At 71.9% G+C, this 17,255-nt stretch carries 16 protein-coding genes; 8 read left to right on the forward strand and 8 right to left on the reverse strand.

The window, feature by feature from the left end; translation table 11 throughout:
- The first annotated feature begins 331 nt into the window (after window positions 1-331).
- The gene (abc-f, locus tag ACFP1K_RS03010) at window positions 332-1,969 is read left to right on the forward strand and encodes a ribosomal protection-like ABC-F family protein (RefSeq protein ID WP_380746858.1); all 1,638 of its coding nucleotides are present in this window, start codon (window positions 332-334) and stop codon (window positions 1,967-1,969) included.
- A 56-nt stretch (window positions 1,970-2,025) separates the two neighbouring features.
- Here the strand turns inward: abc-f and ACFP1K_RS03015 are convergent, their stop codons facing one another.
- The gene (locus ACFP1K_RS03015; RefSeq protein WP_380746860.1) at window positions 2,026-5,361 is read right to left on the reverse strand and encodes a S8 family peptidase; all 3,336 of its coding nucleotides are present in this window, start codon (window positions 5,359-5,361) and stop codon (window positions 2,026-2,028) included.
- Window positions 5,362-5,452: 91 nt separating this feature from the next.
- Between ACFP1K_RS03015 and ACFP1K_RS03020 the strand changes: the two genes are divergently transcribed.
- Window positions 5,453-6,466 (forward strand): TrmB family transcriptional regulator, encoded by a 1,014-nt coding sequence (locus ACFP1K_RS03020; RefSeq protein ID WP_380746862.1) that lies wholly within the window; start codon window positions 5,453-5,455, stop codon window positions 6,464-6,466.
- Window positions 6,467-6,475: 9 nt separating this feature from the next.
- Here the strand turns inward: ACFP1K_RS03020 and ACFP1K_RS03025 are convergent, their stop codons facing one another.
- Window positions 6,476-7,054, reverse strand: a complete 579-nt coding sequence (locus ACFP1K_RS03025) for a TetR/AcrR family transcriptional regulator (RefSeq protein ID WP_380746864.1) — start codon at window positions 7,052-7,054, stop codon at window positions 6,476-6,478.
- Window positions 7,055-7,121: 67 nt separating this feature from the next.
- Between ACFP1K_RS03025 and ACFP1K_RS03030 the strand changes: the two genes are divergently transcribed.
- Window positions 7,122-7,619, forward strand: coding sequence for an FBP domain-containing protein (locus tag ACFP1K_RS03030; protein WP_380746866.1), 498 nt, complete (start codon window positions 7,122-7,124; stop codon window positions 7,617-7,619).
- Between the two features lie 4 nt (window positions 7,620-7,623).
- Here the strand turns inward: ACFP1K_RS03030 and ACFP1K_RS03035 are convergent, their stop codons facing one another.
- The 5 genes from ACFP1K_RS03035 to ACFP1K_RS03055 are packed head-to-tail and all read right to left on the reverse strand — an operon-like array spanning window position 7,624 to window position 11,801.
- Window positions 7,624-8,250, reverse strand: coding sequence for an AAA family ATPase (locus tag ACFP1K_RS03035; protein ID WP_380746868.1), 627 nt, complete (start codon window positions 8,248-8,250; stop codon window positions 7,624-7,626).
- A 38-nt stretch (window positions 8,251-8,288) separates the two neighbouring features.
- A complete protein-coding gene (locus ACFP1K_RS03040) occupies window positions 8,289-9,506 on the reverse strand; it encodes an ABC transporter permease (RefSeq protein ID WP_380746870.1) in 1,218 nt (405 codons plus the stop codon).
- Entirely contained in the window at window positions 9,506-10,186 is a 681-nt protein-coding gene (locus tag ACFP1K_RS03045; RefSeq protein ID WP_380746872.1) for an ABC transporter ATP-binding protein, read from the reverse strand. The genes ACFP1K_RS03040 and ACFP1K_RS03045 overlap by 1 nt, the downstream gene beginning before the upstream one ends.
- Window positions 10,183-11,280, reverse strand: a complete 1,098-nt coding sequence (locus tag ACFP1K_RS03050) for a peptidoglycan-binding protein (protein WP_380746874.1) — start codon at window positions 11,278-11,280, stop codon at window positions 10,183-10,185. Before ACFP1K_RS03050 ends, ACFP1K_RS03045 begins: the two co-directional genes overlap by 4 nt.
- Complete coding sequence (locus ACFP1K_RS03055; RefSeq protein WP_380746876.1) at window positions 11,277-11,801, reverse strand: hypothetical protein; 525 nt, start codon at window positions 11,799-11,801, stop codon at window positions 11,277-11,279. The genes ACFP1K_RS03050 and ACFP1K_RS03055 overlap by 4 nt, the downstream gene beginning before the upstream one ends.
- 123 nt (window positions 11,802-11,924) lie before the next feature.
- On the opposite strand from ACFP1K_RS03055, the gene ACFP1K_RS03060 reads away from it, so the two are divergent.
- The 4 genes from ACFP1K_RS03060 to ACFP1K_RS03075 all read left to right on the forward strand — a co-directional run bounded on the left by ACFP1K_RS03060 (window position 11,925) and on the right by ACFP1K_RS03075 (window position 15,521).
- The gene (locus ACFP1K_RS03060) at window positions 11,925-12,575 is read left to right on the forward strand and encodes a response regulator transcription factor (protein WP_380746878.1); all 651 of its coding nucleotides are present in this window, start codon (window positions 11,925-11,927) and stop codon (window positions 12,573-12,575) included.
- Window positions 12,572-13,741 carry a sensor histidine kinase gene (locus ACFP1K_RS03065; RefSeq protein WP_380746880.1) on the forward strand — a complete coding sequence of 390 codons (1,170 nt, stop codon included), beginning with the start codon at window positions 12,572-12,574 and terminating at the stop codon, window positions 13,739-13,741. Before ACFP1K_RS03060 ends, ACFP1K_RS03065 begins: the two co-directional genes overlap by 4 nt.
- A 103-nt stretch (window positions 13,742-13,844) precedes the next feature.
- On the forward strand, window positions 13,845-14,750 hold the full coding sequence (locus tag ACFP1K_RS03070) for an aminoglycoside phosphotransferase family protein (RefSeq protein ID WP_380746882.1): 906 nt from the start codon (window positions 13,845-13,847) through the stop codon (window positions 14,748-14,750).
- Window positions 14,751-14,900: 150 nt separating this feature from the next.
- Window positions 14,901-15,521: a CAP domain-containing protein gene (locus tag ACFP1K_RS03075; protein ID WP_380746884.1), complete on the forward strand. Its 621-nt coding sequence runs from the start codon at window positions 14,901-14,903 to the stop codon at window positions 15,519-15,521.
- 568 nt (window positions 15,522-16,089) lie between these two features.
- On the opposite strand, the gene ACFP1K_RS03080 is transcribed toward ACFP1K_RS03075, so the two are convergent.
- Window positions 16,090-16,371 (reverse strand): hypothetical protein, encoded by a 282-nt coding sequence (locus ACFP1K_RS03080; protein WP_380746886.1) that lies wholly within the window; start codon window positions 16,369-16,371, stop codon window positions 16,090-16,092.
- A 174-nt stretch (window positions 16,372-16,545) separates the two neighbouring features.
- On the opposite strand from ACFP1K_RS03080, the gene ACFP1K_RS03085 reads away from it, so the two are divergent.
- Entirely contained in the window at window positions 16,546-17,160 is a 615-nt protein-coding gene (locus ACFP1K_RS03085; protein WP_380746888.1) for a histidine phosphatase family protein, read from the forward strand.
- Window positions 17,161-17,255 lie beyond the last annotated feature (95 nt).

Here is a 17,255-nt window from a genome sequence, read left to right on the forward strand (position 1 = left end):
CTGGAAACAATCGAGAGCCGATGGGGAATTCGACCCCTGACCTGGGCCTTGACTCCCCGCGCCGTCAGCACATCCGGCGGCCTCACGCGGTGCCGGACGGCCCTCGTCTCACGCTCACACTTTTTTCTCCCTGCTAGGGTGGGTCGCGAGTGACCGCGAGCAGGGAGAGAACCAGACGTGGCAGGTGACGACGACATCTCCGGGTGAGACCCGGAAGTGATCGGCCATCGGCAGGCGCGAGAGTCGCCGCCGTGGTGGCCGTGTCGTCGTTCCCGACCCTTCCCCGCTGGGCGCCCTCCGGCACGCCCGCATCCCACACGAGGTCTCTCGCATGTCCGATGCGTTCATCGTCTGTTCCAACCTTTCCTTCTCCTGGCCCGACGACACTCCTGTCTTCCAGGGCCTTTCCTTCACCGCCGGCGGTGGCCGCACGGGCCTCGTCGCGCCCAACGGCGCCGGCAAGAGCACCCTCCTCAAGCTGATCGCCGGTGAGTACCGGCCGAGCGGCGGCACCGTCTCCACCGGCGGGGTGCTCGGCTACCTCCCGCAGACCCTCCCTCTGACCGGCGACCTGACCGTGGCGGAGGTCCTCGGGATCGCCCCGGTGATCAAGGCGCTTGACGCCATCGAGTCCGGTGACGCGCGCGAGGAACACTTCACCACGATCGGCAACGACTGGGACATCGAGGAACGCACCCGCGCTCAGCTGGACCGGCTCGGCCTGGGAAACGTCTCCCTCACCCGCCCCCTGCGCACCCTCAGCGGCGGCCAGGTCGTCTCCCTGGGCCTCGCCGCGCAGCTGCTGAAGCGCCCCGACGTCCTCCTGCTCGACGAGCCGACCAACAACCTCGACCTGGACGCCCGCCACAAGCTCTACGGCGTGCTCGACGACTGGAACGGCTGCCTGCTGCTGGTCAGCCACGACCGCGCGCTGCTCGACCGCATGGACCGCATCGCCGAACTCGGCCGAGGCGAGATCCGCTCCTACGGCGGCAACTTCACCGAGTACGAAGAGGCCGTCCGCGCCGCACGCGAGGTGGCGGAGAAGAACATCCGTAACGCCGAGCAAGAGGTCAGACGCGAGAAACGAGAGATGCAGCAGGCCCGCGAGCGCGCCGCCCGCCGCGCCTCCAACGCGTCCCGCAACCTCAAGAACGCCGGCCTGCCCAAGATCTTCGCCGGCACCATGAAACGCAACGCGCAGGAATCGGCGGCCAAGGCCGACGAAACCCACGCCGCCCGGATGAACGACGCCAGGACCAGGCTCGACGAGGCGTCCCGCGCCCTCCGCGACGACCAGAAGATCGCCCTGGACCTCCCGGGAACCAACGTCCCCGCGGGCCGCACGGTCTTCCACGGCGAACACCTGCAGGTCCACTACGACCGGCACCCCGTCTTCGCCGCTCCCGGCGCCACCCTGACGATCCGCGGCCCCGAACGCATCGCCCTGACCGGCCCCAACGGCGCGGGCAAGTCCACCCTCCTCCGCCTGATCAACGGCGACCCCCACCCGCACACCGGCGACACCAGACGCGCCGAAGGCCGCGTGGCCTACGTCTCCCAGCGCCTGGACCTGCTGGACCCGGCCCGCACCGTGGCGGAGAACCTGGCCGTCTCCGCCCCCGCGATGCCGGAGGCCCAGCGCATGAACCTCCTGGCCCGTTTCCTCTTCCGCGGCCCCCGCGTCCACCTCCCCGTCGCCGCACTCTCCGGCGGCGAACGCCTGCGCGCCACCCTGGCCTGTGTCCTGTACACCGACCCCCCGCCCCAGCTCCTCCTGCTGGACGAGCCCACCAACAACCTCGACCTGGTGAGCATCGCCCAGCTGGAAGGCGCCCTGAACGCCTACGAAGGCGCGTTCGTGGTGGTCAGCCACGACGAACGTTTCCTCGAAGAGATCAGGGTGAACCGCTGGCTGCGCCTCGCCGGCGGCCGCCTCCAGGAGACGGGCGCCCCCGGCGACGCCTGACCGCGATCAGCGAGACCCCGCCGCGCCCGGAAGGCACGACGGGGTCTCGGGGGTCGTCACTTGATCTCGTAGGCCCTGGTGATGGTCTCGGTGAAGGCGTTGCCGCCGGTGTCGGTGGCCTTGACTCGCAGGGAGGCGAATCGGCCGCGGGTGATGAACGGGTGCCAGGTCTCGGCCGACCAGGTGTCATCGCCCGACGGGTGCACCAGCGTGGGGAGCCAGGTGCGGCCGTCGTCGTAGGAGATGTCCACGGTGAACGTCTTCAGCTTGAGGTCGGGGGAGCCGTCCTGGCGCTGGACGCGCAGGGGGATCCGCATGTGGCCCGTGGAGGCGCGGTTGCGGTCGTCCAGTCGCGGGCTGATCTTGACGGCCATCAGGGGGAGCACCTGGCGCTTGCCCGCCGCGGGGGTCTTCGACCTGAAGCGCCACTCGGCGGTGACCCGGCTGGAGAACTTGGTCATGGCCGGGTCGCGGTCGGCGGTCATGGTGAGCCGGTAGTCGGCCTCCTTCTTGTCGGCGGGTGCGTCGACGTTGCCGACCAGGTAGTCCGCGGTGAAGATCTCCTTGCCGTCGCGGTAGAGCCTGGACTTGGGGGCGAGGTACTCGCCGTAGGAGTAGCGCTCGGGCACGCCGTCCTCGAACAGGTGGGAGGCGAACTGCAGCAGGTCGCCCTCGCGCCAGGACAGGTCGCCGCCGGGGGTGAGCGCGGCGCCGAAGACGCCGTTGTTCCAGCGGTCGGTGGTCTTCTGTCCGGCTTGGTAGACGGTGGTCTGCCCGAAGAAGAACTGGTCGAGGTTGTCCCAGCCCTCCGACGCCTTGTACTGGAGGAAGGACGGGTACCAGCCGGTGTCGCCGGGCGTGTAGTACTCGGTCCGGCGGAACGGGAGCGGGAACCGGGACACCTCGCCGTACGGCATCCAGGCCAGCTCGGTCCCGTACAGCACGGGCAGGGCGTAGTGCTCGCCGAGCTTGCCGTCCTGCTGGGTGGCGTACGTGGAGTTCACCTCGGCGAGGTCGCGGCGGCGCGGCCGGTAGCCGGGGTCGGCGGGGATGCGCGGCTCGGCCTTCATCAGGTGGTAGAAGTACGGGCTGTCGTCATAGCTGCCGTCGCCCTTGGGCTTGGCCCACTGCGTCCACCGGTAGTAGGCGAACTTCTTGCTCGCCGTGCGGGTCGTGGGGATGGCCTTGATACCGTCGACGCGGTCCGCGCCCCATTTGTCGGCCAGATCGACGTCCACGCCGAGGGGCTGGATGCCCTCGACGATCTGGAGCATGCCGAGCATGCCGATGGCCAGCCGTGCCGTCGGCTCGTCCGTGCGCACGTCCACCGGCTTGGCCTTGCGGGCGTCGGCGGTGACGGTGCGGTCGGCGTCGAGCGTGAACTCCGGCTCCGCGGCCATCACCAGGGTGCCGTCCTGGTCGGCCATGAGGGTGACGACCGTGTAGCGGTGGCCCTTCAGCAGCCGGAGCTCCAGCGCGCCGCCGGAGATGTCGTAGTTGCGCTGCTCCTTGGCGTCGATGTCGATCAGCCCGGCGAAGGCGTACTGGGCGGGCTTGCCGTCCGAGCCGGTGAAGGCCAGCTTGAGCCCGCGCTTCTCCGGCTCGACCCGCATGCCGATGCCGGTGCGGACGGAGACGTCGGCGCCGGTGGCGACGACCGTGCCGCTGTACCAGCCGATCGCCCCCGGCTCCGCGGTCACCTCGACCTGCGCCGTGCCGCGCGCGGGCACGTCCACCGTGGTGGCGCCCAGCGTGAACGGCGTCACCGTCTCACCGTGGCCGTCCTTGGCCGTCACGCTCAGGTCCAGCCGGACGGCGGCGTCCCCGTCGTTGCGGTAGGTGAGCGTGCGCTTGACCGGTGCGGAGCCGGGCAGCTCGATCTCTCCGATGCTCAGCGAGGCCGGCTCGGACGTGACCTGCTGGGTGACGGCACGGGCGACGTCCACGCGGCCGGAGCCCTGGACGTAGGCGCCGAGCTCGTCGCCGGGCGCGGTGGAGGCCATCAGCGCCGCCTTGATCTGGGCGGCCTTCCAGCCGGGGTGCAGGCCGGCGACGATGGCCGCCGCCCCCGTCACGTGCGGGGTGGCCATGGACGTGCCGCTCATCGAGGTGTAGGAGTCGTCCACGGGGAAGCCGGCGGAGGTGCCGGCGGCCCGGGCCGCGACGATGTCCACGCCGGGGGCGATGAGGTCGGGCTTGACCGCGGCGTCGCCGGCGCGCGGGCCGGTGCTGCTGAAGCCGGCCACCGTGTCGTCGGCTGCGTAGGAGGCGCCGACCGACAGCGCGCCGTCGGCGCTGCTCGGCGAGCCGAGCGTCTCGGGGCCGTCGTTGCCGGACGCGATGACGAACAGCGTGCCGTACTGCTCCGACAGCGTGTTGACGGCCTGCTCCAGCGGGTCGTCGCCGGGGGTGTCGGGGCTGCCGAGGCTGAGGTTGGCGACGCGGGCGCCGTTCTCCGCGGCCCAGGTCATGGCCTCGATGATCGAGGAGTCCGGGCAGTTGCCGCTCTGCTCGCAGACCTTGCCGATCAGCAGCTTCGCGCCCGGGGCGACACCCTTGTACCTGCCGCCCGAGGCGTCGCCGGAGCCGGCGATCGTGGCGGCGACGTGGGTGCCGTGGCCGTTGAGGTCGCGGACGTCGGGCTCGGCGGTGAAGTTCTCGGCCTTGACGACGAGGTTCCGCAGGTCGGGGTGGTCGGGGTCGTAGCCGCTGTCGAGCACCGCGACGGTGACGTCCTTGCCGGTGTGACCGGCCGCCCACGCCTGCGGCGCGCCGATGTGCGGGACGCTGACGTCGAGGGACAGCTTGGCCTTGCCGTCCAGCCAGATCTTGTCGGGCCCGGCCGCCGTCCTGGCGGCCTGCGAGGTCAGGGACTTCCAGAGCGTGCCCGCCGCGGCGTGCGGCTCGCTCCGCGCGACGCCGTTGATCGCGGGCAGCGGTCGCCCGCCCGCGACGCGCAGCGCGGTGGTGCCGGCGGCGTACGTCACGATCAGCGGGAGAGCCGTGCTGGCGGTGTCGTCGTAGCCGAGGGCGGCGAGCTGGGTGACGTTGAACAGCCGGGGGTCCAGCCTGCCCGCGGCGAGGAGGGGCATCGCGTCCACGGGGACGACGCTGAGGCCGTCCACGGCCCGGCGGTGGACGAAGGTGACCTTCTCCCGGCCGGGGCCCGCCTTGACGTCGAGCCGGGTCTGCTTGTCGGGGAGCGCGCGAAGGGTGACCTTGTCGCCGGTGATGAGGGTGATCGTCTTGGGAGGGCCGGCCTTCGGGGTGGCCTGCTCCCCCTGGGTGGCGGGCGGGGCCGTCGGGGTGGGGGTGGGGGTCGCCTGGGCCGGCGTGGCAGCCGCTACCAGGGCCGCTATCACAACGCCGATAAGGGCGGTTCGCTGAAGCACAACCCGATTTCTAACCGTATGTGAATTTTGGTGACAAGGTGGCTCATGTGGCCTATTGCGGCAACTGCCCGAATTGGCCAAGATCGAGGGCATGCACGATGACGGCCCGGCGCTGGAGGCCGTGGGGATCAGCGCGTTCGACGAGCGGATCTACCGCGGGGTGCTGGCCTCTCCCGGCATCACCGTGCAGGAACTCGTCATGCGGAGCGGCGAGAGCTCGGGCCGCATCCAGTCCTCGCTGAGCAGGCTCCGCGCCAAAGGCCTGGTCAGCCGCCTGTGGGGACGGTCGCCCCGCTGGACGGCGACCAACCCGGGGACCGCCATCCGCTCCCTGGTGCGCGGCCTGCAGAGCGACCTGGACCGGCTCACCGACACCGCCGACCAGCTGGAGGCGGCCTTCCGCACCGTCGGCCAGGACCCGGAGGAGGGCGGCCAGTTCGAGGTGCTCGCCGGGCCCGAGGAGCAGGCCCGGTGGTACGTCCGGCTGCAACAGGAGGCCAAGGAGGAGGTGCTGACCTTCGACCGGCCGCCGTACGTGCTGGACTACCACAACCCGCTGCAGACTGGCCTGCTCCACAAGGGCGTCCGCTACCGGACCATCTACGTGCCCGAGGCGTTCGAGCACGCGGGGGCCCTGGACGAGGTGGGCAGCCTGGTCAAGGCGGGCGAGGAGGCACGGGTCCTGCCCGAGCTGCCGTTCAAGGTGGCGATCGTCGACCGGTGGCGGGCGGTCATGCCGCTGCAGATGGAGCCCCCGCTGACCCGCGGCGTGCTGATCAAGGGATCCACCATGGTGGTGGCCCTGGTCGAGCTGTTCGAGCGCCTGTGGCAGGAGGCGCTTCCGATGTACCCGCAGCCCGCGCCCCGGGACGGCGCGCCGCAGGCGTCCGACCGGGCCGAGGAGCCGCAGTGGGCGGAACTCGACCCCGACGACCGCCGGCTCCTGACGCTGCTCTCGGCAGGCCTCAAGGACGACGCCATCGCCCGCCAGCTCGGCACCAGCCCCCGCAGCCTCCGCCGCCGCCTGCGCCACCTGCTGGACGAGCTGAACGCCGAGACCCGCTTCCAGGCGGGCGCGCAGGCCAGCCGCCGGGGGCTCGTGTGAACCTGGGCTTCACGCTCCGGGGTCGGGCGGCCAGTTCCTGAGGACGGCGTCGAGGGCGTCCAGGGTTCTGGCCCACGAGGCGTCCACGTCGCGCGGGTGGTGGCGGAACCCGCCCGCCTTCTCCAGGCTCACGTACCCGTGGAACGTGCCGTGCATCATCCGTATCGCGTCCGTCTGGCCGGGCTCCGGCAGCTCGTAGCCGCGCAGGATCGCCCGCGTCATCTCCGAGTGCCGCCGCGCCGGGCCGGCGGCCGGGCTCTCCGGGTCGAGCTCGATCTGCGCCGCGGCGTACCTGCCCGGGTGCGCCTTCGCGTAGTCCCGGTAGGCGTTCGCGAAGGCGACCAGCGCGTCCCTGCCCGCGCGCCCGGCCAGGGCGGCGGCTGCCCTGTCGGCGAGCTCCGTCAGCGCCAGCGTCGCCACCCTGACCTTCAGGTCCCGCATGTCCTTGACGTGTGAGTACAGGGCCGCGGGCTGGACCCCGAAGCCGCGCGCCAGCGCCGAGACGGTCACGTTCTCGAAGCCGATCTCGTCGGCCAGGTCCGCCGCCGCCCTGGTCAGACGCTCGGCGGTCACCCCCGCACGTGCCATGGGCCGCCCTTCTTACAGGTATTAAGTATTTGCATACTACCCTTAAGGGGAGCTAGCCTCCCCGCTCATGAGACCAGTCACCGAGCACGACATCCGCTCCTCGTTCGTCAACTGCTCCAAGGGCGAGGCCAAGCGCGTCAACCTCCCCAAAGACCTCGCCGACCATCCGTGGGAAGACCTCGACTTCCTCGGCTGGCGAGATCCGGGTGCCCTCGACCGCGCCTACCTGATCGCCGAACGCGGCGGCCCCCTCGTCGGCGTCGCACTCCGCGTGACCTCCGGCGCGGCGCGCACCTTCACCTCCCGAAGCATGTGCTCCCTGTGCCTGACCACCCACACCAGCGGCGGCGTGGCCCTGATGACCGCCCGCCGGACCGGCGAGGCCGGCCGCCAGGGCAACTCGGTCGGCCAGTACCTGTGCGTCGACCTCGCCTGCTCCCTCTACACCCGGGGGAAGAGGGAGGCCGCGGGAGGCGGTGTCGTCGACGAGTCCCTCACCGTGGAGGAAAAGGTCGCCCGCACCCGCGCCAACCTGTACTCCTTCCTCGGCAAGGTGGTCGCGTGACGGCTCAGGTCGCCCCCCGCCCGGCGGCGGCGGACCAGGACCGGATGTGGCCCTCCACCGCCGCCGCACGGTCCTCGACGCCGCCGGGCGGGACGCCGACCAACTCGTAGCCGTGCGCCCGGTACACCTCCTCGTGCACGCGGCCGAAGGCCAGCGCGTCCTCGGGGGTGATCCTGCGCACCGCGGTCGGTGTCACGAACCCGATCGGGTGCACGAGAAAGACTCTGCGGTCGTAGACGTCCTCGCCGGCCACACGCTCGACCTCCGCCGCGAGCGACGGAGAGATCGGGTGCCCGAGGAAGCGCGCCAGGGCCAAGGTGCAGATCGGTGAACGATCGTAGATCTGGACCCCCGGGCTCGCGGCGTCCGCCGCCTCCTGCCGCCGCCGCTGCACGCCGGCGATCGCGTCGAGGAAGCCGGGGTCGGTCCACGGCTCGTCCTCACCCCGCGCCTGCCGCCGGGAGATGACGTCGGTGGCCGCCTCGCCGATCACCACGTATCCGCGCGCCTCCAGCGCACCGGCGATCGAGGTCTTCCCCACGCCGGGAGCCCCGGTGAGGACGTACCGGCTGGGCCTGGCGGCCCCCGGCCCCGCGGTCACGGAACCGGCGCGCCTGTCGTCTGCGTCCATCGGACCTCTCCTCATGGTCGGTTTGTGGCGGTACGTGGTCAGGAAGCGGCCAGTGCCTCGGTGGGCGAGAGCCGGGCCGCCCGCAGCGCCGGATAGAGGCCGGCGAGAGCGCCGATGAGGACGGTGGCGCCGAGGCCGCCCGCCGTCGCCCAGGCCGGTACGACGGCCGGCCAGGCCTGGTAGGCGGCGTACCCGGCGGTGACGGCCACGCCGAGCAGCACCCCGCCCACGCCGCCGAGCGCGGACAACAACAGCGACTCGGCCAGGAACTGCGACCGTATCTGCCCCCGGCTCGCGCCGAGCGAACGGCGCAGCCCGATCTCGGCCCGGCGTTCCAGCACCGAGATGACCATCGTGTTGGCCACCCCGACCCCGCCGACCAGCAGCGCCACGGCGCCGAGGCCGAGCAGCAACCCGTTGAGCGTCGCGTCGGCCGCCCGGCGCGCGGCCAGCGCGTCCGAGGGACGGGACACGCTGACGTCGCCCGGCGCCCGCGGGTTGGCGGTGGCGGCCAGGACGGCGTGCACCGCCTCGACCTGGCTGTCCCGTGATCTGGTGTAGACGGTAGTCGCCCGCCCGTCGAAGCGGAACAGGTCCACGGCGATCTCCCAGCCGACCAGGACGGCCGTGTCCAGCTCCGGCGCGAGCGCGACCGGGTCGAGCACACCGATCACGGTGAACCGTTCGCCCCCGACCAGGATCTCCGCCCGAGGGCTCGCCCGCCCGACGCCGAGCCGCCCGGCCGCGTCGGCGCCGAGGACCGCCGCCGGGTACCGGCTGGTGGCGCCGTTCAGCCAGGCGCCGCCGCGCGAACTCGCGCCGACGGTCCGCGGCAGGCTCAACCGGGCGGCGCGCACGGCCAGCCCGTTGGTCTCCACCTTGGGGATCCGGTCCGAGCGGTACACCCTGACACCGGGGACGCGCCCGGTCGCCGAGGTGGCGGTGACCGGGCCGATCCGCGAGATCATCGCCTCGGCCTCGGCGGGCAGCGTCGCGTCCCGGCCGCCGATGGTCCTTCCCGGGGAGACCGTGAGCAGGTTCGTGCCGAGCGCGGCGAGCTGCCGGTTGAGCTGCTCGCGCGACGACGACGAGATGCCCACCACCGCGACCATCGCCGCGATCCCGATCGCGATGCCCAGCGCCGACAGCAGCACCCGGCCCGGCCGGGTACGCAGCCCGGCCGCACCGGCCCTGGCGACGTCGCGTGGGGCCATCCGGGCGTGCGCGAGCGGGGAGCGGGCCTGCCGCGCGGTCATCACGAGGCCGTCCCGTGCGGCGCCGTCTCGCCGGCCACCCGGCCGTCGCGCATGATCACCTGACGGTCGAGGCCCGCCGCGAGCTCGCGGTCGTGGGTGATGACCACCACCGTGGTACCCGCGGCGTGCAGGTCCCGCAGCACCGCCATGACGCCCTGGCCCGAGACGGAGTCCAGGTTGCCGGTCGGCTCGTCGGCGAGCAGCAACGCCGGTTCGCCGGCCACCGCCCGGGCGATCGCGACCCGTTGCCGCTCGCCACCGGACAGCTCGTGCGGCTCGTGCCCGAGCCGGTGCCCGAGCCCGACCCGCGCCAGCGCCGCCGCCGCCCGGCGCCTGCGCTCCTTGAACGGCACGCCCGCGTAGAGCAGGCCGTCGGCCACGTCGTCCAGCGCCGGAACCCCGGCGGCCAGGTGGAACCGCTGGAAGACGAAGCCGATCCGGCGCGCCCGCAGGGCCGACAGCTGCCGGTCCGACAACCGCGACACGTCGTGGCCGTCGATCGTCACCCGGCCGGACGTGGGCAGGTCGAGCGTGCCCAGCATGTGCAGCATGGTGGACTTGCCCGAACCGGACGGGCCCACCACCGCCACCAGCTCACCGGCGCCGATGCTCAGGCTGACGCCGTCGAGCGCGCGGACGCCGCCCGGGTACACCTTCGTCACGCCGGTCAGCCCGATCATCGCGGCATCCCCACGGTCATGCCCTCCCGGAGTCCCGCGCCGGTGATCTCGACCCGGCCCTTCGCGAACAGGCCGGTCTCCACCCTGAGATGGCGCGCGGCGGTTCCCTCGACGACCTCGACGCCGTAGCCGCCCTCGGCCAGCGCCACCAGCGCCGCGACCGGCACGGTGAGCACGTCCCGGCGTCTGGCCGCCGTGAAGACCACGGTGACCACGGCCGCCTCGATCCCGGCCGCCGCGCCGGGGTCGCCCAGCGAGACGACGGCCTCGATCCTGGTCTCGGGCTCGCCGCCGGACTCGGTCGCCTGCTGGACCACGGTGTAGACCTGCTTCACCCGTCCGGCCACCGTCGTGCCCTCCGGCAGCCGGACCCGCACCTTGACCCCCTTGCGGGCCAGCCGCTGCTTGGACACCTCCAGCCGGACCGTCACCTGGCGGCCGGTGCCGGTGTACCGCAGTACCTGCTGCCCGCCGCCGGTGTTCTGGTTCACCCCGGCGGTGACGGCGCCGACCCGGATCGGGCCCGGGGCGAACAGCACCCGGCCCAGCTCGACCTGGCCCGTCTGCGGGAGACCCGTCTTTCTCTGCCAACGCCGAACCGCGGTCGTGGTCATCGCGGTGTACACGCGGTCCACCGTGAAACCGCCGTACCCGAGGGCCTTCAGGTTCCTCTCGAACTGCCGCACGTCCGCGCCGACGACGCCCGGGGCGAGCGTCCGGTACGCGGCGACGGGGCCGTACATCAGCACGATCGGCGCGTTGTCGACCCGGTAGATCGGCTTGCCCCGGCGGACGACCCGGCCGGCCGGCGGCACCCTGGTGACGACGCCCGCGACCCGTCCGGCCAGCGTGGTCGCGGCGCCGTAGCCCAGCTCGCCCGGCTCCTCGTCGGTGTCCAGCATCGTCTGCCGGACGACCCGCGCGGTGGCCGGCGGCAGGTCCGGCACGTCCGGCGCACTCGTGCCCCTCCCGCCGAACCCGACCGCCGCCGCGGTCGCCGCCCCGGCCGCGAGCACGACCGCACCGGCCACCGCGACGGCCCGCCCGCGCCGCCGCCGGCCGGGTACGGGCCGGGTCGCCGTGGTGTCGTTCACGGGGTCGGCCGCCGCGACGCGAACGACGAGTCGGCCCGCGCCTCGCAGAATCTCTTCGCCTCGCCGAACTGCGGATCCTCCCCGACCGACGAGTCGACCCGGGTGCGGCCGTCGGGGTCCGGGTCGGGGTACTGCTCCACCCCGCGCTCCCGCATGCACCGCGCGAGCTGCCGCGACAGCTCCTGCTTCAGCGTCACGTCGGAGCCGCTCTCCTGAGGGGGACGGAACTGCTTGCACGCCTCCTGCGCCGTGTCCGCCTTGTCCTTGTCGAATCCCTCCTCGATCTGCCCTTCCCTGACGCCGTCGCCGTCGGCCCGCGGGTCCTGCATCGGCACGCCGTGCTCCCGCACGCACCGCGCGTACCTGAGCAGCTGTTCCATCCGGCCGGGGCTCGGTGACGCGCCCGGCGCGGCGGGCTCGTCCACCGAGGCCACGCCCCTGCCGTCGTCCGGCTTCGAGCAGGCGGCCGCCGTGCCCAGCAGGAGCGGCACCAGGCAGACGGCGATCAGACTCTTCTTCATCGGCATTCCCTTCCTTGTCCGGCCCAGCGGACCAGGAAGGCCGCAACGACACCGTCACAGCACGCGTAACAGCGCTGTTACCCCCCATCGCGGACACTTGCCGGAGGCAAGGAGGAGACGCGGGTGCGAGTGCTGCTGATCGAGGACGAGGTACTGCTGGCCGAACAGGTCGCCGACGGGCTGCGGGACCAGGGCATGGCCGTCGACCTCGCGGCCGACGGGCTCGACGGCCTGCACAAGGCCGGTGCGAACCGGTACGACGTGGTCGTGCTCGACCGCGACCTGCCGCTGCTGCACGGCGACCAGGTGTGCACCGCGCTGGCCGCGGGCGGCACCCACGCCCGGATCCTCATGCTCACCGCCGCCGGAGAGGCGGCGGACCGCGTCGCCGGCCTGATCCTCGGCGCCGACGACTACCTGCCCAAGCCGTTCGTCTTCGACGAGCTCGTGCTGCGGATACGCGCGCTCGCCCGGCGGGCCGGCGACGCCCCGCGGGTCCTGCTGCGCGCCGGCCTGACCTTCGACACCGCGCGGCGAACCGTCACCCGCGGCGGCCGGATCATCCCGCTGACCACGAAGGAACTGGCCGTGCTGGAGATCCTGATGGCCGCCGACGGCGCCGTGGTCAGCGCCGAGGACCTGCTGGAACGGGCGTGGGACGAGCACGCGGACCCGTTCACCGCCACCGTGCGGGTCACCATCGCCCGCCTGCGCCGCAAGCTGGGCGACCCACCCCTGATCGAGACCCTCGTCGGGGCGGGGTACCGGCTGTGAGGCCGGCCCCGTCGATCCGGCTGCGGCTGACCCTGGTGTACGCGGTCGTGCTCGTGGCCACCTGCGCGGCGCTCCTCGCGCTCAACTACGCGCTGCTCTACCACAGCCTCTACAACGACCTGGACGGCCCGTCCGAGGCCAAGATGACGGCCCAGACCGCCCCGCTGTCCCCCGAGGACGCGGAGAAGTTCAGGGCCTACGAGATCAAGCAGGCCGAGATCGCCCGGCTGCGCTCCGGCACGCTGCTGAACACCGCCGGCACCTCGGCGATCGGCCTGGCGGCCACGGCCGTACTGGGCCTCGGTGTCTCCTGGATCGTCGCCGGCCGCATGCTCCGCCCCCTGCGGACGCTCACCGCCGCGACAAGACGGATCTCCCAGGACCGGCTGCACGAGCGCATCGCGCTCACCGGGCCCCGCGACGAGCTCAAGGAGCTGGCCGACACCTTCGACGAGATGGTGGCCAGACTGGAGACCTCCTTCAACAGCCAGCGCGGATTCGTCGCCGACGCCTCCCACGAACTACGCACCCCACTGGCGATCGTCCGCACCGGCGCCGAGGTCATGCTGGCCAAACGCCAGAGCACCCCCGCCCAGTGGACGGCCATGGCCCACCGCGTCCTGACCGCCACCGGCCGCGCCGAACGCCTCCTGGACGGCCTGCTGGCCCTGGCCCGCAGCGACCGCGACGTCCTGCCCGAAGAGCCCCACGACCTGGCGGTGTCCGCGGCTGTGGCGCTGGCGGAAGCGGACGACGAAGCCGAACAGGCCGCCCTCACCGTCACCACCGACCTGCGCCCCGCCCCCGTACGCGGCGACCCGGCCCTGCTGGACCGCCTGGCCGGCAACCTGGTCGACAACGCGATCCGTCACAACCACCCCGGCGGCTGGATCGAGGTGACCACCGGCCGGAGCCCCGGAACGGCCTTCCTCACGGTGAGCAACAGCGGCGACCCCATCCCCCCGGCGGAGGTCGGCCGGTTGTTCGAGCCGTTCCAGCGGCTGGCGTCCCCCCGCACCGCGAGCTCGAAATCAACCGGCCTCGGCCTGGCCATCGTCAGATCGATCGTGCACGCCCACCAAGGCAGTGTCGAGGCATCCCCTCTACCGGCCGGCGGCCTGACCGTCACCATCACCCTCCCGGCACAAGACGACCCACCGAGTTGACACCCGCGTGCTCGGACCGGTCGGATAATCGTCCGCCACAGGGGGAGCCGCCTCCCCGCTCATCTGTGCCGTTCGGCGATCGTCCAGCTCGAGAAGGTGCTCCATGCGTGCCGGCAAGATGCATGCCGATGAGACAGACCACGACGTCCCCCTGGTCCGCCGGCTGATCGCCGCGCAGTTCCCCCAGTGGTCGGACCTCCCCGTCGAGCCGTTCGACTCCTCCGGCACCGACAACGCCATCTACAGGCTCGGCGCCGACATGTCCGTCCGCCTCCCCCGCAGACCCGGCTCGACGACCCAGATAGCCAAGGATCTGCACTGGCTCCCGAAGCTGGCCCCCCTCCTCCCGTTCCCCATCCCCGTCCCCTTGGCCGCGGGAGAGCCCGCCGAGGACTACCCGCTGCCCTGGTCCGTCCACCGCTGGCTGGACGGCGAGAACCCCGCCCCGGGCCACCTGACGAGGCCCGCCCTCCTGGCAGAAGACCTGGCCGCCTTCATCACCGCCTTCCGCCGGATAGACCTCCCCGGCGCCCCACCCGCCTACCGAGGCGGCCCCCTGGAAAAGCTCGACCTCCAGACCCGCACCGCCATCCACGACCTAGGCGCTTCGATCGACCCCATGGCCGCCACCGCCGCCTGGGAGGCGGCCCTGAACGCCCCCGGCTGGACGTCCCCACCTGTCTGGACCCACGCCGACCTGATGCCCGGCAACCTCCTCGTCACCGACGGCCGCCTGACCGCCGTGATCGACTTCTCCACCGCGGGGCGAGGCGACCCCGCCGCCGACCTGATGATCGCCTGGAACCTCCTGCCCGCCACCGTCCGCGAGGATTTCCGCGAAGCGGTGAAGGCCGACGACGCGACCTGGTCCCGCGCCCGCGGCCGAGCCCTCTCCATAGCCCTGATAGCCCTCCCGTACTACAAAGCAACAAACCCGGCATTCGCCGCGAACGCCCGCCACGTGATCCAGGAAGTCCTCACCGACCACCAGCACGCCGGTGACGCCTAGACCGGCTCGACGCCCCCGCGCACAGATGAGTACGAGGTTACTCATGCCCGCGGCCGGGAGGCGCCGTATCACTGTAGGACCGGCGAAAAAGGGGCCTCTCACAACCACTGTCCGCACCGGACGGTGTCATTCTCACTCAAGGAGATCACTGTGAAGCGCACCAATCGCCTTCTGGAGGTCGCCGCGCTCGCCGGCGTCCTCACCTTAGGTTTCCCTGTCCTCGGAGCCGCGGCGACCGCGTCCACCGGTAGCGCACCCGGATGCGCTGCCGCGGCGGCCTACTACGACACGGCTCCGCAGAGCAGCAACATCGCCATGATGCGCAATGCCGTGCACTGCCTCATCGACGCCGAGCGCGCCGCGGTCGGGCTTCCCGCACTCACGCGCAAGACCACATTGGACGCCGCAGCGGCTTCCCACGCCACCGCCGCCGCGAGCCTGAAGTGGTGGACCCCGGGGGCGAACTCGCACACCAATCCGCAGACCGGTTCGACCCCGTTCAGCCGCATCACGGGCGCGGGCTACTGCCCGAACCCCGTCTCGTGGGCCTACGCCGAGACCACGTACACCGGCTGGGGCGGCTCGGGCACCCCGAGGGCCGCCGTCCACTGGTGGGTGCACGTCAGCACCTACGGCCACCGCCAGATCGTCCTGAGCTCGACGCTGAAGGATCTCGGCATCGGCGTCGCGGCCGGCACGGCGAACCCGGCCGGCGCAGGGGGCACCGGCGGAGGCACCTACGTGGTCGACTTCGGCCGCTGCCAGCAATGACGCATCCTCATCACGAGCCGCCAAGCGTCATGTCTCGTGCATGAGCCTCCGTTCGATCGTGAACAGGACCGCAGGCGAGCCGGGGGAGCCGGTCGGCAGGTTCTCAGCGGGCGACAAAGGCGCTCTATCGACTTCCCCGATCGCGCATGGTCTTGATCCCGGCTCCGTCCAGGTGGGGCGACCCGCGGCCACGTCACGCTCCGGCTCGCCACTCCTGTCCTGGAGATCGATCCCGGCGAGCCGCCGACCGGCTCCGATCCGCCCCTGACCGCTGCCACCCTCTAGGAGTGCCCCGTGGGCCTCAAGCCTTCGCGAGCCGCTTCGACGCACTCCCGAGCTACGTCGACCTCGAACTGGACCTCGGCGAGCCCTCAGAACGAGCTTTCCTGCGAACCGGTTGTTGCTCAACGGATTGCCGCTCCCCCGAGACCGCGACCGCCTACAGCGCATCCCCGAAGCGGGCCGTCACCGCAGCCCGGCATCGGGTCCCCAAGGCACCAGGCCCCACCCGGCCGCACCGGCCACGACGTTCAGGCTGATCGAGCCGCCCCAGGCCCGCGTCGCACGATCAAGGGTTTCCCCTGTGCCAGGTGCCGAAAGGGGGAACGGGCTGGTCCATGAATTCCTTGAGCTGCTTCGCCCTGGTCACACAGTCAGGACAGACGTATTCCTTGACCGATCTGGCGGCGGCTTCCGGTGTCGGCTCACGGAAGACACCCGACACCGTCATGCCGAGCGGAAGATTGGTCTCGGGGTCCATCATGACCGTCATGACACTCGCAGGAGTGAAGCCGAAGGTCCGCTTGCACAGGTAACACCTGCCGATTGTCGTGATCTGCTCGTCTGCCATATGCGTCCGCCCTCCTCCACCGCACCGTACAACTCACGGCCGCAGGCGGCACACCGGACCTCCACGCCGGCTCGGGACGGATCGCCGTCGAGGACGAACCGCTGACCGTACGTCTCCCGAAGGCGCCCCTCGTCGAGCGGTACTATCCAAGGCCGCACCTGCCAGGAGGGCTGATTGGCCACCCGTTATCTGTACCTTGCCCGCCACGGGGAGGCCTCGCCGGACGAGAGCCGCCTGACGGAGAACGGCCGCCGTCAGGCGGACCTCCTCGGAAAGAGGCTGCGAGGCGTCCCTCTCTCGATGATCCACCACGGCCCGCTGCCCCGGGCGACGCAGACCGCGCAGTTGATCGCCCGGCATCTGGACGGCGTTCCCCTGCACGTCGCGGAAGCCGCCGGCGACTACGTCCCGCACTTTCCCGACAGGCAGGAACTGCCACCGGATTCCGCCGACTTCCTGCTTCGCTTCCTGGGCGAGTCCACGCCGGAGGAACGCCGTCGCGGCCCTGCGCTCGCGCAGGAGGCTCTAGCACGTTTCTCCGGCCCGGCAGACGGTGACGAGACCCGCCATGAGCTGATCGTCACCCACAGTTTCTTGATCGGATGGCTCGTCCGTGCGGCACTGGACGCTCCCCGATGGCGCTGGCTTGGCCTCAACCACTGCAACGCCGCCCTGACCGCCATCCGCTACACCCCTGGTCGTCCCACCTCCGTGCTCTTCTACAACGACATGGAGCACCTACCTCACGAACTGCGATGGACGGGCTTCCCACCCGAGTCCCGCTTATGAAGACCGCACGCGCTTCATGACACGCACCTACGGGGAGCGAGGGCAACGAGGCTTACGTGGGCGCGGGAGGCTGGATCGGGCCCGGCCCCAGCGGT

This window comes from Sphaerisporangium aureirubrum (assembly GCF_042658925.1).
In the GTDB taxonomy this organism is placed as follows: domain Bacteria; phylum Actinomycetota; class Actinomycetes; order Streptosporangiales; family Streptosporangiaceae; genus Sphaerisporangium; species Sphaerisporangium aureirubrum.